Source organism: Phenylobacterium sp., assembly GCF_016124325.1.
Lineage (GTDB): Bacteria > Pseudomonadota > Alphaproteobacteria > Caulobacterales > Caulobacteraceae > Phenylobacterium.
Genome location: NZ_WGNY01000002.1, coordinates 75,712 through 90,900, shown reverse-complemented (window position 1 = coordinate 90,900; position 15,189 = coordinate 75,712). Strand labels below are relative to the sequence as shown.

13 protein-coding genes, 1 tRNA gene and 1 rRNA gene are annotated in these 15,189 nt (G+C 71.0%); 10 read left to right on the top strand and 5 right to left on the bottom strand.

Features of this window, described 5'->3' with window-relative positions; genetic code table 11:
• Nucleotides 1–95 (top strand): 5S ribosomal RNA (rrf, locus tag GC203_RS00795); the annotation flags it as partial.
• An 81-nt stretch (nt 96–176) separates the two neighbouring features.
• Nucleotides 177–253, top strand: a tRNA-Met gene (locus GC203_RS00790).
• 59 nt (nt 254–312) lie between these two features.
• On the opposite strand, the gene GC203_RS00785 is transcribed toward GC203_RS00790, so the two are convergent.
• Together GC203_RS00785 and pyk are read right to left on the bottom strand one after the other, a co-directional pair.
• Nucleotides 313–669, bottom strand: a complete 357-nt coding sequence (locus tag GC203_RS00785) for a hypothetical protein (RefSeq protein WP_293450324.1) — start codon at nt 667–669, stop codon at nt 313–315.
• A gap of 55 nt (nt 670–724) precedes the next feature.
• The gene (pyk, locus tag GC203_RS00780) at nt 725–2,140 is read right to left on the bottom strand and encodes a pyruvate kinase (RefSeq protein ID WP_293450334.1); all 1,416 of its coding nucleotides are present in this window, start codon (nt 2,138–2,140) and stop codon (nt 725–727) included.
• Between the two features lie 268 nt (nt 2,141–2,408).
• Here pyk and GC203_RS00775 point away from each other — a divergent pair, with 268 nt between their 5' ends.
• The 8 genes from GC203_RS00775 (at nt 2,409) to GC203_RS00740 (ending at nt 12,904) form a co-directional block, all read left to right on the top strand.
• On the top strand, nt 2,409–4,616 hold the full coding sequence (locus GC203_RS00775) for a TonB-dependent receptor (RefSeq protein ID WP_293450322.1): 2,208 nt from the start codon (nt 2,409–2,411) through the stop codon (nt 4,614–4,616).
• 190 nt (nt 4,617–4,806) lie between these two features.
• Nucleotides 4,807–6,651 (top strand): PBP1A family penicillin-binding protein, encoded by a 1,845-nt coding sequence (locus tag GC203_RS00770; RefSeq protein ID WP_293450320.1) that lies wholly within the window; start codon nt 4,807–4,809, stop codon nt 6,649–6,651.
• A gap of 69 nt (nt 6,652–6,720) precedes the next feature.
• Nucleotides 6,721–7,392 carry a bifunctional 4-hydroxy-2-oxoglutarate aldolase/2-dehydro-3-deoxy-phosphogluconate aldolase gene (locus GC203_RS00765; RefSeq protein WP_293450318.1) on the top strand — a complete coding sequence of 224 codons (672 nt, stop codon included), beginning with the start codon at nt 6,721–6,723 and terminating at the stop codon, nt 7,390–7,392.
• 28 nt (nt 7,393–7,420) lie between these two features.
• Nucleotides 7,421–8,236, top strand: coding sequence for a potassium channel family protein (locus GC203_RS00760; protein WP_293450316.1), 816 nt, complete (start codon nt 7,421–7,423; stop codon nt 8,234–8,236).
• Between the two features lie 11 nt (nt 8,237–8,247).
• Complete coding sequence (locus GC203_RS00755; protein WP_293450314.1) at nt 8,248–8,655, top strand: hypothetical protein; 408 nt, start codon at nt 8,248–8,250, stop codon at nt 8,653–8,655.
• A gap of 72 nt (nt 8,656–8,727) precedes the next feature.
• Nucleotides 8,728–11,376, top strand: coding sequence for a phosphoenolpyruvate carboxylase (ppc, locus tag GC203_RS00750; protein ID WP_293450312.1), 2,649 nt, complete (start codon nt 8,728–8,730; stop codon nt 11,374–11,376).
• Nucleotides 11,377–11,395: 19 nt separating this feature from the next.
• The gene (locus GC203_RS00745) at nt 11,396–12,013 is read left to right on the top strand and encodes a hypothetical protein (protein ID WP_293450310.1); all 618 of its coding nucleotides are present in this window, start codon (nt 11,396–11,398) and stop codon (nt 12,011–12,013) included.
• Nucleotides 12,014–12,094: 81 nt separating this feature from the next.
• The gene (locus GC203_RS00740; RefSeq protein ID WP_293450308.1) at nt 12,095–12,904 is read left to right on the top strand and encodes an enoyl-CoA hydratase/isomerase family protein; all 810 of its coding nucleotides are present in this window, start codon (nt 12,095–12,097) and stop codon (nt 12,902–12,904) included.
• Nucleotides 12,905–12,907: 3 nt separating this feature from the next.
• Here GC203_RS00740 and GC203_RS00735 read toward each other — a convergent pair whose 3' ends face one another.
• The 3 genes from GC203_RS00735 to GC203_RS00725 form a co-directional block, all read right to left on the bottom strand.
• Complete coding sequence (locus GC203_RS00735) at nt 12,908–13,561, bottom strand: PEPxxWA-CTERM sorting domain-containing protein (protein ID WP_293450306.1); 654 nt, start codon at nt 13,559–13,561, stop codon at nt 12,908–12,910.
• A 129-nt stretch (nt 13,562–13,690) separates the two neighbouring features.
• Nucleotides 13,691–14,455 carry an SDR family NAD(P)-dependent oxidoreductase gene (locus GC203_RS00730; protein WP_293450304.1) on the bottom strand — a complete coding sequence of 255 codons (765 nt, stop codon included), beginning with the start codon at nt 14,453–14,455 and terminating at the stop codon, nt 13,691–13,693.
• Nucleotides 14,452–15,186 (bottom strand): SDR family oxidoreductase, encoded by a 735-nt coding sequence (locus GC203_RS00725; protein ID WP_293450302.1) that lies wholly within the window; start codon nt 15,184–15,186, stop codon nt 14,452–14,454. Before GC203_RS00725 ends, GC203_RS00730 begins: the two co-directional genes overlap by 4 nt.
• Nucleotides 15,187–15,189 lie beyond the last annotated feature (3 nt).

Genomic DNA, 15,189 nt, shown 5'->3' with positions numbered 1-15,189 from the left:
GTCCCCACCCGATCCCATCCCGAACTCGGTCGTTAAGCTCCTCAGGGCCGATGGTACTTCGTCTTAAGGCGCGGGAGAGTAGGTCGTCGCCAGGTCTATCAAGCGGATCAGGATCCAGAACCCTTCAATTCACGATGCCGGATATCGGGCCTCGCCCGATCTACGGACTGACTTGCCGCGGGGTGGAGCAGCCCGGTAGCTCGTCAGGCTCATAACCTGAAGGTCACAGGTTCAAATCCTGTCCCCGCACCCAAGTCTTCCGTAGACAAGAAACGGCCTCCTTCGGGAGGCCTTTTTCTTGCGTGCTCGCCGTCAGCGGCGGGGCGGAGAGAGCGAGAGCGGCGCCGGCGTTTCGCGGCGCTGATCGTTCCAGCGGGGATCGCCCCATTCGCCCTGCGAGGCGCCGCTGCGGAACGTGGTGGTCACGGTTCCCGAGCCGAAGCTCTGGGTGGAGCGGTAGGTCCGGCCGTTCACGACGTCCGACCGTTCGCCCGGCCGGCCGCTCCCGGCCCAGGTGTCCTCGAGCTTCTGCCCGAAGCTGGCGCCGCCCTGCGTGAGGCGATGGGCGACGTCGGGGCTGGGCGGAGCCGACTGGACGGTGAGGGCGAGACAGGGGGCCGCGGCGATGGCGGTCAGGCCCGCCGTGATCGCGAAGAGACGCATGTTCATGCCGCACTCCCTTTTTCCGGCGTCGACTGTATGGGCCACGCCGGGCCCGTCAAGGTCAGGTGACCTGGGCGACGCGCAGCGAATTGGTGCCGCCCGAACGGCCGAAGGGCACGCCGGCGACCACCACGATCTCGTCGCGCCGTTTGGCGAAGCCGCTCTGCCGGGCCAGGGTCGCGGCCTGGGACACGGTTTCCGTCATGGTGTGGGAGCTCTCGGAGTTGAGCGCGTGGACGCCCCACACGAGCGCCAGGCGCCGGGCGATCTCCACGCTGGGCGTCACGCCGAGGATCGGGGTGTCGGGCCGCTCGCGGGCGATGCGGATGGCCGTGCGGCCCGAGAGCGAGAACGCGGCGATGGCCTTGGCGTCGATGGTGTCGGCCACCTGGCGGGCGGCGGCGCAGATGGCGTCGGCGGCCTCCCGCTCGGGCGTGGGCCGCATGGCCGCGCGCGCGGCGCGCAGGTCGTCGTCGTCCTCGGTGCGGGCGATGATCCGATCCATCATCCGCACGGTCTCGACCGGATATTTCCCCGTGGCGCTCTCGGCGGAGAGCATCACGGCGTCGGCGCCGTCGAACACGGCGGTGGCCACGTCGGACGCCTCCGCGCGAGTGGGCGCCGGGTTCTCGATCATGCTCTCCATCATCTGGGTGGCGACCACCACGGGACGGCCGTGCAGGTGAGCGGCGCGGATCAGCCGCTTCTGGATCAGCGGCACGTCCTCGGCCGGCATCTCCACCCCCAGGTCGCCGCGCGCCACCATGATCGCGTCGGACAGGCGCAGCACTTCGTCGATCGAGGTGAGGGCGCCGGGCTTTTCGATCTTGGAGAGGATGAAGGCCCGGTCGCCGACCAGTTCGCGCGCCTCGGCCACGTCCTCGGGCCGCTGCACGAACGACAGGCCGATCCAGTCGCAGCCGTGCTCGAGCGCGAAGGCCAGGTCTGAACGGTCCTTGGCGGTGAGCGCCGGGATCGGAAGCACCAGGCCCGGCAGGTTCACGCCCTTGTGGTCGCTGAGCCGGCCGCCCAGGACGACCCGGGTGTCCAGGAACTCGGGCGTCTGACGCGTGACCTCGAGGCGGATGCGCCCGTCGTCGAGCAGCAGCACCGAGCCCACCGAGGCGGCGGCCATGATCTCGGGATGCGGAAGCTGCACGCGCTGCCCGTCGCCCGGCCGCTCCTGCAGATCGAGGCGCAGCGATCGGCCCCATTGCAGGACGACGCCCCCGCCGGCGAAGCGGCCGACGCGCAGCTTGGGGCCCTGGAGGTCGGCCAGGATGCCGATGGGCCGCCCGGTGCGCCGCTCGGCGCGGCGGATGTGCTGGATGACTTCGGCGTGCTGCTCCTGGGCGCCGTGGCTGAAGTTGAGGCGGAACACGTCGGCGCCGGTCCGGAACAGCTCCTCCAGCCGCTCCGGGCTGGACGACGCGGGGCCGATGGTGGCGACGATCTTGACCCGCCGGCGGCGCCGGATCGCTTCAGCCACGCGGCTGTTCTCCTGTTGCCTCTGCCGAATCCTCGAAGGCGCAAACTGGCCCTACCCGCGGGCTCGGGCAAGCCGGAGCGGCGACCCGGGCGGGGCGGGGCGCCGGTTCGGGGGCCGCCGCGGCGGGCCTCCCCAGGGGTCATGGGCCCATCACCCCTGGGAATGGGGGCGATGTGGCGCGCATCGGTTAGGTTCCGCACTCCCGGGGGGGCGCGTCATGGCAGCCAGCACAGACTGGCGCGGAGGGACGCGATAGATGTTCAGGCACCAGGGCCTCTATGGGGGGTCGATCGTCGCCATATGCGCCGCGATCGCAGCGCCGGCGTGGGCGCAGCAGGACGACAGTGGCAACGCACTCGAAGAGGTGGTCGTTACCGCCCGTAAGCGCGAGGAGCGCCTGCGGGACATCCCGACGGCCGGCACGGCCTTCGGGCCGGAGCAGATCTCCCAGCTCGGGGGGCTCAGCAACACCCAGGAACTGCTCGCCAACATCCCGGCGGTCAATTTCGCCAACACCAGCAGCCCGGTGACCTCGGAAGTGTCGATCCGCGGCTCCGGCACCAGCCGCGCCACCTCGGCGGAGGCCGCGGTGGGCCTCTACCGCGACGGCGTCTACATCGGCGGCGGCCGGCTGGGCGGGCGCAGCTTCTCGAAGTCGGACTTCTTCGACGTGGGCGGGATCGAGGCGCTGCGGGGCGTCCAGGGCGCGCTCAACGGACGTAACGCCGTCGGCGGGGCGGTGAACGTGGTCTCGGCGCGGCCGACGAACAGCCGGACGGGCTTCGCCTCGGCCCAGGTGGCGAACAACAACCGCCGCGAGGCCCAGATCGTCGTCAACGAGCCCCTCGGCGAGAAGTGGGCCGTGCGGTTCGGCATCGACGAGATGAAGCAGTCGAAGGGCTTCTACTACAACCCGATCCTCGACCGGTACCACGACGCCCAGGAGACCGAGATCTACCGCGGCCAGATCGCCTATCACGACGGTCCGCTGTCGGTGAACCTGCTGGCCGAGCACGGCCGCGACATCCTGCCGGGCCTGATCTACCAGGTGAACATCGGCGCGAACGCGACCTACCCCATGGGGCTCTACCAGCAGAAATACGAGCTGCCGTGGAACACGCCGTCGTTCGGCAAGCAGCAGGTGAACTACCTCGAAGGCGTCATCGACTACGACTTCGGGTTCGCCACGCTCACCTCGACGACCGCGCTGCGCAAGCGCCGCTCGCTGTTCTCCTACGACCGCGACGCCAGCTCGCCGCAGTTCCAGGCCCAGATCATCGCCGCCGGCCTCGTGCGCCCCGGCGCCGCCCTGGGCGACCCCAACCTGGAGGGCCTGAGCTACGACAACGCGCGCGTCTTCTACAACGACACCCACCTGGTGGGCCGCAAGGTCGCGGGGTTCACCTGGCTGGCGGGCTTCGAGTACTTCGACCTCAACGACGACTATTCCAGTTCGCTGACCCGAACGCCGACGAGGGCCAACCCGTCGCGCGGCACCAAGGGGATCGAGCGGCAGGACTTCACCTCGTGGGCGGCCTACGCCTCGCTGGGCTACGACGTCACCGAGCAGCTGAACCTCACCGGCGAGGCGCGCTATACGCACGACGACAAGCACCTGAGCGCCGACCGGCTGGACTTCGGAACCGGGCTGCCTTCGGGCGTCGGCTTCAACGTCGACAGCGGCAAGAAGAGCAGCAACTTCTCGTACACGGCCTCGGCCAGCTACAAGATCTCGCAGTGGCTGGCCTACGCCAAGGTGGGCAGCGCCTACCGGGCGGGCGGGTTCAACACCGCGCTGGGCGATCCGCGCCAGCCGGTGGACATCCCGCAGTCCTTCGACAACGAGGTGGCGACCTCCTACGAGGTCGGGCTGAAGGGGAACATCACCCCGCAGATCTTCCTGACCACGGCGGCGTTCCGCACCCACGTGAAGGACCTGCTCGTCCAGTCGGACAACGGTTGCTTCAACGGCAATCCCGTCTGCCCGGTGCAGGCCACGCCCTTCGTGTTCAACAGCGGGGCGGCCAACACCTACGGCGTCGAAGCCGAGCTGAACTCGCGGTTCCGCGTGGCGGGCGGCACGCTGAGCGCCACCCTGGCCGGCGCGCGCCTGGGCGGCCACATCGTCTCGGGTCCCGACAAGGGCAAGGTGGTCCCGCAGCGGCCCAAGTGGACCGCCAACTTCGCGGTGAACTACCGCCATCGGCTGGCGGGCGACATGTTCGGGTTCTTCAACGTCAACGGCAACGGACGTTGGGGCGGCGTGCAGGAGATCGCCCAGACCCCGCACCTTTACGACTATCAGGTCGTCAACGTGCGGGCGGGGGTGACCAAGGGCGGCTGGGAGGCCGCGGTGTTCTCCAGCAACGTCGGCGACGAGGCCTATATCGTCTTCCAGGGGCCGACGACGCGGCGCTGGAACATGCCGCGGACCTACGGCGCGGAGCTGCGCTACCGCTGGTGACGGCAAGGCCCCGGACCGGTCGCCGCGCGCCGCGGCGGCCGGTCCGGGCCTCCATCGGCCTGGCGTGGAGATTCCGTGCAGAGCCCGCGTCCATCCCGTGGGGCGGACGCGGATTAACGGAAATTGTGTTGGCGCGGCGCGCGGGGCAGGCCAGTTAGGGCGCGACGAGCCCGCCGGAGCCGCCTGACCCTTGATCGCCCTCGCCGCCGCCCTGGCCGTGGCCGTGCAGGCCCCGGAGCTTCCGCGCCTGCCGCCGATCCGGCGCGACCCGCAGATTACATTCCTCGACCGTTCAGGCGCGATCATCGGCGTGCGGGGCGGCCAGTTCGGCCCGCCGGTGGATGTGGCCAAGCTGCCGCCGCACGTGGCCGCCGCCGTCGTTTCGGTGGAGGACCGGCGGTTCTACGAGCACTCCGGCTTCGACGCGCGGGGCATCGCGCGGGCCATCGTCGACGGCATCGCCGCCGGCCGGCCGACGCAGGGCGCCTCGACCATCACCCAGCAGACGGCGCGACTCCTGTTCCTGACCCAGGAGCGGACCCTGGAGCGCAAGGCCACCGAGCTGGCCTATTCCATCCAGCTGGAGCAGACCTATTCCAAGGCCCAGATCCTGGGCATGTACCTGAGCCGCGCCAACTTCGGCTCGGGCGCCTACGGCCTGGAGGCCGCCGCGCGACGCTACTTCAACAAGCCGGCCGCGAAGCTCACGCTCAAGGAAGCGGCGATGCTGGCGGGCGTGCTGAAGTCGCCCACCCACTACAATCCCGTCACCGAACCGGAAGCGTGCGACGAGCGCGCCCGCGTGGTGCTCAACACCATGGTCGAGACCGGGTCGATCACGGCGGCCCAGCGCGACAAGGCCGCCGCCCAGAAGCCCAAGGTGTGGGCGACGTCGCCCACGGCGCCGGCGCAGTACTTCGTCGACTGGATCGATGGCCAGGTGCGCCAGATGGTCCCCAAGCCCACCGCCGACCTGACCGTGGAGACCACGCTGGACGGGCCCATGGAGCAGGCGGCCGGCGCCGCGGCCAAGGCCGTGGTGGACGCCCACAAGGCCCAGCTCACCGACCAGGCCGCCGTCGTGGCGGTGGACGGCGAGGGCCGCGTGCGGACGATGGTGGGCGGGACCGACTATGTGACGGCGCCCTACAACCGCGCGGTGCTGGCGCGGCGGCAGGCCGGCTCGGCCTGGAAGCCGTTCGTCTACCTCACCGCCCTGGAACAGGGGCTGACGCCCGACAGCCCGGTCGTGGACGAGCCCGTGACCATCAACGGCTGGTCGCCGCACAACTACGAGGACGGCGTCTACCTGGGCCCGATCAGCCTGCAGACGGCGATGATGAAGTCGATCAACACCGTGGCCGCGCGGCTCGCCGACGAGGTCGGGCGCGACGCCGTGGCCGAGACGGCCCATCGCGCGGGCATCCAGTCGACGATCAACACCGACCCGGCCATGGCGCTGGGCACCACCCTGGTCACGCCGCTCGAGATGACGGCGGCCTATGCGGCCTTCGCCAACGGCGGCGAGCGCGTGCAGCCCTATGGGATCGAGCGCATCCGCGTGGGTGGGCGGGTGATCTATCGCAAGACCCCGCCCAAGCCGGCGCCGGCGATCGGCAACCCGGCGCTCGGCGAGCTGCACCAGATGATGCGGGCCGTGATGACCGGCGGCACGGGCGTGCGGGCGGCGGTGAAGGGATACGACCTGGCCGGCAAGACGGGCACGACCTCGGACTACAAGGACGCCTGGTTCTGCGGCTACACGGGCGACTTCGCGAGCTGCGTCTGGATGGGCCGCGACGACGCCCGGCCGATGGTCCGCATCACCGGCTCGACCGCGCCGTCCGAGATGTGGAACCGCTTCATGAGCGTGGCGCTCAAGCGGGCGGGCGCCAGGCCGATCCCGCCGGGGCCGCCGGCGCCCGAGCCGCCGCCGACGGACGCGCCGGCCGTCGAACCGCCGCGGACCGAAGTCGCCCCGGAACCGGCCGCCGCGGAGCCGGCCGCCGCCAGGCCGGAATCGCCGCCGTTCTGATCGCCTCGCGCCGGGCGCTTCGCCTCTCTATGCTGGCGCGACCGGAATCGTCAGCGATGGAAAACCCCGATGGCGCGTGACCGCCTGAAGACCCTGAGCGCCATGATCGACCAGGGCGTCGTGCCGGTCTTCTACCACCCCGACCCCGAGGTCTGCGCGAAGGTGATCCAGGCCTGCGCGGACGGCGGCGCGAAGTGTGTGGAGTTCACCAACCGTGGCGACTTCGCCCTCGACGTCTTCGCCGAGGTGACGCGCCACTTCGCCAAGGCCGATCCGAGCGTGGTCATGGGCGTGGGTTCGGTCGTCGATGCGCCGACGGCGGCGCTCTACATCGCCAACGGGGCGAACTTCGTGGTGGGGCCGATGCTGAACCCCGAAGTGGCCCGGCTCTGCAACCGGCGCATGGTCCCCTACAGCCCGGGCTGCGGCACGGTGAGCGAGATCGGCCAGGCGCAGGAACTGGGCTGCGAGATCGTCAAGCTGTTCCCGGGCGGCGCGGTCGGCGGCCCCGATTTCGTGAAGAACCTGCTGGGGCCGATGCCCTGGAGCAAGGTGATGCCCACCGGCGGCGTCGACGCGACCGAGGCGTCGCTGCGCCCCTGGTTCGAGGCCGGCATCGTCGCGTGCGGGATCGGCTCGAACCTGATCTCCAAGGCGCTGCTGGAGGCCGGCGACTACGCCGGCATCGCCGCGCGCGTCCGCGACACCGTGGAGACCATCCGCAAGATCCGGGGCGGCTAGGGTCGCGCGCACCGGAGGTTCGGATCGCATGGCGCAGCAGCAGGATGGGCAGGCCGACGGCGAGGGCCGCGCGCGACGGGCGTTCCGCCGCCTGAGAGCGGGCCTCCGCTATCTCTATCACGGCCATACCCGCACGGCGGTGAGGTTCCGCCTGGGCGTGATCGTGGTGGACCTCGTCCTGATCGCCTTCTTCATCGCCGCGCCGCTGATCCGCGCCACGCCGTTCTTCTTCGCCCTGGACTATCTGCTGGCTGTGGTGCTGGCGACCGACCTGGCCGCCCGCGCGCTGGCGTGGCGGAGCTTCGCGAGCTGGATCAAGCGGCCGATCGTTTGGGTGGACGGCTTCGTGCTGCTGACCCTGCTGGCCCCGCACGTGCTGTTCAGCCTGGCGTTCCTGCGGGTCCTGCGCCTGTGGACCCTGTTCCACAGCGACTTCTTCTGGGAGACGGTCGGCCGCCGCTACGACGACACCCGGACCGAGGACGTGGTGCGGGCCGCCGCCACCCTGGTCACGTTCATCTTCATCGTGACGGGCTTCGTCTACACCAGCTTCGCGGGCCGCCACGTGGGCGTCGACGGCTATGTGGAGGCGCTCTACTTCACCGTCGCCACGCTCACCACCACCGGGTTCGGCGACATCGTCCTGCCCGGCACCTGGGGCAAGCTGATCTCGATCGTGACCATGATCTCCGGGATCACCCTGTTCGTGCGGCTGGCCCAGGCGCTGTTCCAGCCGCACAAGGTCTGGTTCACCTGTCCGTCGTGTGGGCTGATGCGACACGACCCCGACGCCGTCCACTGCAAGGCCTGCGGAACCTTGCTCAACATCCCCAATCCCGAATGAGGCGCGGAGGCATGCGCGGGCTCGTTTTCTCTGTGACGCTCCTCCTCGTCGGCGCGGCGACGGCGGGCGAGCCGGACATGAAGACGATCATGGCCACGTCCGTGAACCCGGGCGCGCTGGCCTTCTGGGCCGGCGGAAACGATCCGCCGGAGGATGAGACGCCCGCCCAGGCCGAGGCGCGGTGGGCGGCCGCGGTCAAGGGCGCCCAGACCCTCCAGGCGGAAGGGCGTCGCCTGGCCGCCGCGCCCTACACCCGCACCGGCCGCTGGAACGACGATGCGCGTCTGATGGTGGAGACCGGGGCCGAGGGCGAGGCCGCCGCGCGGGCGCGCGACGCCGAGAAAGCCTTTGAAATCGGCGGCCGGCTCTATGACGCGTGCAATGGCTGCCACAAGACCTACGTTCCGCGGCGGGAATAACCGCGCCCGCCTTCGCCGCGGCGCCGAGAAGGCGTTAGGGTAGGGTGGGGCTGCCGCCGACGGAGCGCGCCGATGATGGACATGAAGGTCGCCGCCGATCCGCGACACGGCGCGGGCGAGGCGGTCCGCTATCTCGAGGACCTGCTCGAGGACGTGATCCGCTATCTCGACGGCGAGGACGCCGCCGCGCTCGTCCGCCGCGCCCAGGGCGTCGCGCGCGAGGACGACGAGGAGGCGTTGGAAGCGCTGTTCTCGGCGCTGCGGCCGGACCAGGCGGTCTATCTGGCGCGGGCCTTCACCTGCGCGGCCATGATGAGCAACCTGGGCGAGGACGTCGCCGGCCGGTTGCGCGAGGTCGAGGCCGAAGCCGAGCGGACCGAAATCCCGCACACCCTGACCGAGGCGGCCGACCGGGTCGGCGCGCGGACGGCGGGCCGGCTTGTGCCGCGAATGGCGGTGGCGCCGGTGCTGACGGCCCATCCCACGGAAGTCCGTCGTCGCGCCGTCGTGGAGCGCGAGGCCGAGATCATGCGGCTGATGACGCTGCGGACCGGACCGCTGTCGGCGGCCGAGGAGAAGCGCATCCGCGAGGATCTGTTCCGCGAGGTGGCGCTGCTCTGGAAGGCGCGCATGCACCGGCCCGAGCGGATCAGCCCGGGCGACGAGATCCGCAACTCCCTGGCCATCGTCCGCCGCTCGATCCTGCCGGCGCTGTCCGAGGTCTACGACGGCTGGAGCGAACGCTTCGAGGCGGCGACGCCGCTGACCCTGGGCTCGTGGCTGGGCGGCGACCGCGACGGCCATCCCGGCGTGACCGGCGAGACCCTGAAGCTGGCGATGCGCTCGCAGGCGCGGCTGATCCTCAACCACTATTCCGACGAGGTGCGCCGCCTCTGGTTCGACATGGCGGTCAGCGCCGACCTGTCGCCCGCCAGTTCGGGGGTGGTCGCGCTGGCGGGCGCCTCGCCGGACCCGTCGATCCACCGCCAGGACGAGCCCTATCGCCAGGCGCTGCAGGAGATCTGGGAGCGGTTGTCGGCGACCGCCGACCAGATCGCGGGCGGGGCCTGGGGCGGCAAGTCCCCGCCGTACGGCCACGCCTCGGAGTTCGTCGCCGACCTGGAGACCATCCGCCAGTCGATCCGAAAGCACCTGGGCGAGCGGGTCGTAGGCGGCCGGCTGCGCACCCTGATCGCGGTGGCGCGGGCCTGCGGCTTCCACCTGCTGGCGATCGACCTGCGCCAGAACGCCGACGTCCACGAGCGGATGATCCACGAGCTCTATGTGCGGGCGAGCGTCAACATCGACTATCTGGGCTCGGACGAGACCGAGCGGGTGCGCGTGCTCTCCAAGGAGCTCTCCCACGACCGGCCGCTGCGCTCGCCGTTCCTGACCTATTCCGAAGAGACCATGCGCGAGCTCGGCACGCTGGACGCGGCGGCCGAGGTGGTTCGGCTCTACGGCGAGAAGGCCCTGGGCGCGTACATCATCTCGAAGACGGCCACCCTGTCCGACATCCTGGAGCCGCTGGTGCTGCTGAAGCAGGCCGGCCTGGTGAAGGGCGGCGACAAGGGGCGCAGCGCCGTGCGCATCACCCCGCTGCTGGAGACCATCGGCGACCTCGAGTTCGGGCCGGAGCTGATGCGCCAGTGGCTGGCGCTGCCGCTGCCGGCGGCGCTGTTCGGCGAGCCCGGCTGGCGTGAGGTGATGCTGGGCTATTCCGACTCCAACAAGGACGGCGGCTACGTGGCCTCGCGCCACAACGTCGCCAAGGCCGCGGCGGCCCTGTCGAGCGCGGCGCGCGTCGACGGCTTCGACCTGCAGTATTTCCACGGTCGCGGCGGCTCGGTGGGCCGGGGCGGCGGCCCGGCCGCCGAGGCGATCCTGGCCCAGCCGCCCGGCACGGTGAAGGGTCGCCTGCGCCTGACGGAACAGGGCGAGATGATCTCGCGCCGGTTCGGCGACCAGCCCACGGCGCGGCGCAATCTGGAGAGCCTGGCGGCCGCGGTGCTGATGGCGAGCGCCCGGCCGGACGACGCGCTCCCGGCCAATGGCGCCGGCGAGATGATGGAGGCGCTGTCCGAAGCCTCGTTCCACGCCTATCGCGAGCTGGTCTACGACACCCAGGGCTTCGAGGATTTCTTCTGGGGCGCCACGCCGATCGCCGAAATCGTGGGCCTGAATATCGGCAGCCGGCCGGCCTCCCGCACCGCCAGCCGCCGGATCGAGGACCTGCGGGCGATCCCCTGGGTGTTCAGCTGGTCGCAGGCGCGCTTCATGCTGCCGGCCTGGTTCGGCTTCGCCGGCGGGGCCGACCGCGCCGGGCTGACGGCGAAGGACCTGCGCGCGCTCAAGGACGATCAGGTCTTCGCGACCCTGATCTCCAACATGGAGGTGGCGCTGGCGCAGTCCGACATGGCGATCGCGGAGAAGTACGCCGCGCTGCATCCGGGCGGGGCGGCGATCTTCCAGCGGATCCGCGACAATCACGCCCGCGCCTGCGAGCTGGTGCTGGAGATCCGGGACGGGCGGCGCCTGCTCGACAACCACCCGCAGATGGCCGAGTCCGTGGCGCTGGCGGCCGAGGTGGTGGACCCGCTGAACCACCTGCAGGTGGAGCTGCTGGCGCGCCGCCGCGCCGGCGACGAGGACCCGCAGCTCAAGCTGGCCATCCAGCTCACCGTGGCCGGCATCGCTTCGGGCCTGCGCAATACCGGCTGAACGCCATATCAGCGCCGCGATGCTGGGCGAACGGGGCGGCATGCGCGTCCTGATCCTTGCCGCCCTGATCCTCGCCCCCGCCGCCGCGGCCCATGCCGACCCGAAGCAGGAGGCGCGCTCGGCCACCGCCGCATGCCTTTCGGCGGTGATCGACGGGGCGCCGGTGGGCGACGCCAACGGAGAGTTCGTGGTGATCCGCCGGGGCAAGGATCCCGACAGCTGCACCGTGCGCGCCGACGCGGGCGAGCCGGTGGTGGTCCGCGACGCCATGCTGACCGCCATCAAGGCGCGGCATGAGCTGTTCACCCCGGCCAGGACGAAGTGGGATCCGGGCGACGACGCCAGCCTCGAGACCTTCTGCAACCTGCCCGGCCGCCGGGCGCTCGCCGTGGTCGTCGACACCGCCAAGCCCGGCCATGCACCCGTGGCGATGGCCACCGTGTTCGAGACCGAGGCGCGGGACGCGCGCTGCGACAAGGACCTCGGCCTGCAGACGGCCGAGGCGACGCCGGCCGCCGAAGCGGTGAAGGCGGCGACCAGCGCGCCGCCGATCGAGGAGATCGCCGCCCCGCCGCCAAAGACGAAGAAGAAGGGCTGGCTGCCGAAACTGCCCAAGGTTTTCGGCCGCAAGGAATAGGCCCCGACGACACCCTTCGCGGGAAGACGAACGGCCTGCCGGGCCCCATGATGCGCGAAATCGTGAGGGGGAGTCGGCGACATGGACCGGTTGTTCGAGGGCGAATGGCGGCTGATCCGCGTCGAAAAGCGCGAGGGGATCGTCGAGGTCGCGCTTAACCGCCCCGAGGCGCGCAACGCCCTGAACGGCGAACTGATGGAGGAACTGACCGAGGCGGCGCGGCTCCTGCGGCTGCGCACCGACGTGCGGGCGGTGATCCTCTCAGGCGGCGAAGCCTATTTCTCGGCGGGCGCCGACCTCTCGGCCAGCGAGGCGCGGCGCGCCCAGCCCAGCCTGCTCGAAAGCCGCCGCGCGATCATGGCGGGGCCGGACCTCTGCCGCGCCTGGGAGGAGATCGAGGCGGTGACCATCGCCGCCATCGAGGGCTACTGCATCGGCGGCGGCGCGGCCCTGGTGCTGAGCTGCGATTTCCGGGTGATGGGCGAGGGCGCCTATCTGAGGCTGCCCGAGGTTCCCCTGGGCATGAACATGAGCTGGCGCAGCCTGCCGCGTATCGTGGCCCTGGCGGGGCCGTCGAGGGCCAAGCAGTTCGTGATGTTCGGCGAGGCGCTCGACGCCGCCCGCTGCCTGGACTGGGGCATTGCCGACGAGGCCGTCGCGAAGGGCGGGGCGCTGGCCGCCGCCCGGCGCTGGGCCGACAAGGTCGCCGCCCTGCCGCCCATCCCGATCCGCATGACCAAGGAGGCGGTCAACGCCCTGAGCGCCGCGACCGCGCACGCCTCGATCTACATGGACCGCGACCAGTATCTCCTGGCCACCTCCAGCCAGGATTTCCGCGAGGGCGTCGCCGCCTTCCGCGAGAAGCGGCCGGGCAAGTTCACGGGCGCCTGAGCCTCAGGCCGCCGCGGCCCGTCGCCGCCGGGCTATCGCGCCTATGCCGCCGAAGCCGGCCAGGAGCAGCGCCCAGGTCCCGGGCTCGGGAACGGCCGTGTCGAAGCGGAAGTTGTCGGCGTAGACGCTGGACCCGCCCACGCCCTCGGAACCGAACACGACGTAGCGGATGCCCGCCGCCTGCACGGTCAGGGTCTTGAAGTCGGGCTCGGTGGGGCCGACCAGCAGCTCGGTGCGGCCGAGGGAGATGTCGTTGGCGTCGAACGCCTCGATGAACAGAAGGTCCTCGTCCCCGAACTCGACGCTGGGCCAGTCGCCGAGATCGACGCGGACACGACCCATCAGGGTGGCGAAGTCGGCCCGGATCGGCGCGAAGCTGAAGCCGTCGGGGTCGCTGGGGTTCTCGTAGTAGTCGCCGATCACCGTCCGCGTGCCGTTGGGTCCGTCGACTGGCGACAGCACGCCATTCACGCCGGTGGTGAAGGTGACGTCGGCCAGCACATATGCGGTCGTCGGCGCCGCGAGCGCTTCGAAATCGACCAGCGTCTCGGCGGCGCTGGCGGCGCCTGCCGAACCCGCCGCCAGCGCCAGCGCGCTGGCCGCAATCCAGGCGCGCTTGAGACATCCGCCCCGCCGGGCGGCCCTGCAAACTGTCATGATCCATCTCCCGAACCGGGCGCGGCCTTGATCCCGTCGGTCGCGCCCAACCTGCGCCCATGATGACCGCACGGCGCGCGTGCGGGAGGCGCGCCGGCCTGCGTCAGGTTGCGAGTTGTTGCCCGGTCCTCAGGCGTTGCGCGCCATGAGCCCGCCGTCAACGGGAATGGTGACCCCGGTTATGTAGGAGGCGGCCGGCAGGCAGAGGCTGAGCGTCATGTGGGCGACCTCCTCGGGCCGGCCGTAGCGGCGCAACGCCGTGCGGCGCCGGGCGAAGGTCTCCTTGTCGGCCTCCGGGATGGCCTGGGTCATGCCCGTGAGGATGGGCCCCGGGCAGATGCAGTTGACGGTGATCCCCTCGGGACCCAGCTCGACGGCGAGCGCGCGGGTCAGGCCCGTGACCCCGGCCTTGGCCGCTGAATAGGGGCTGTCGCGGCTGGTGGCGCCGAGCGCCTCGGTGGAGGCGATGTTGACGATGCGGGCCGCCTCGGACTGGCGCAGGTAGGGCAGGGCGGCGCGGATCGTGCGCTGGTGCGCGGTGAGCATGACGGCCAGCGCCCGCGTCCAGACTTCATCATAATTATCTGAATCTATAGGAGAAAATGCCGAGATGCCGGCATTGTTCACGACGATGTCCAGGCGGCCGAAATGCAGGGCGACAGTGTCGACCACCATGCGGATCGCTTCGGGGTCGGCGACGTCCATCGCCCAGGCCTCGGCGCTGAGGCCCTGTTCGCGCAGGGCGTCGGCCAGGGGCGCGACGGTCTCCAGCTTGAGGTCGGTGAGCGCCACGTGCGCGCCCTCCGCGGCGAACACCTGGGCGGTGGCGGCGCCCATGCCGGAGCCGGCCCCGGTGATCAGCATGACGGAGCCCGCGACGGAACGGTGGGTCATAGCGAAAGGCCTCCATCGACGATCAGGGTCTGGCCGACCACATAGCCGGCGAGGGGCGAGGCCAGCAGCAGGGCCGCGCCGGCCATATCCCGCGGCGTGCCCATGCGGCCCAGCGGGATCGAGCGCAGCGCGCCCTCCAGGCGGGCGGGGTTCTCGGTGGTGACCTTGGTGAGCTTGGTGTCCACGAGGCCCGGCGCGAGGCCCACGACGCGGATGCCGTCGTGCGCCCAGGCCTCGCCCAGCGTCTTGGTCAGGCTGACGGCGCCGGCCTTGGAGGCGGCGTAGGCGGGATTGCCGCGGTTGGACGTGAAGCCCGAGACCGAGCTGACGATGATGATCACGCCGCGCCGGGCGGCCAGCGTGTCGTGGAACTTGCGGGCGCAGTCCATCAGGCTGTCGAGGTTGACGGCCATCACCCGGTTCCAGGCCTCGGGCCGGAACTCGGCGCGCTTGTAGGCCACCGTGCCCTGGCAGAGGACCAGGACGTCCAGAGGCTCCAGCGCCGGCGCCGCGTCGATCTCGGCGCGCACGCCCACGTCGACCTTGGCGTAGACGAGGCCCTCCAGGTCCGAGCCTTCGTCGGCGGAATAGTCGGAGGCGTTGGCCCGCGTGCCCCAGACGTGGACGGTGGCGCCGCGCTCGCGGAAGCCGTGGGCGACGCCGTTGCCGATGCCGCTGGAGCCGCCGACGACCAGGACGGTCTTGCCGGAGAAATCGAGAGGATCGTCCATGCG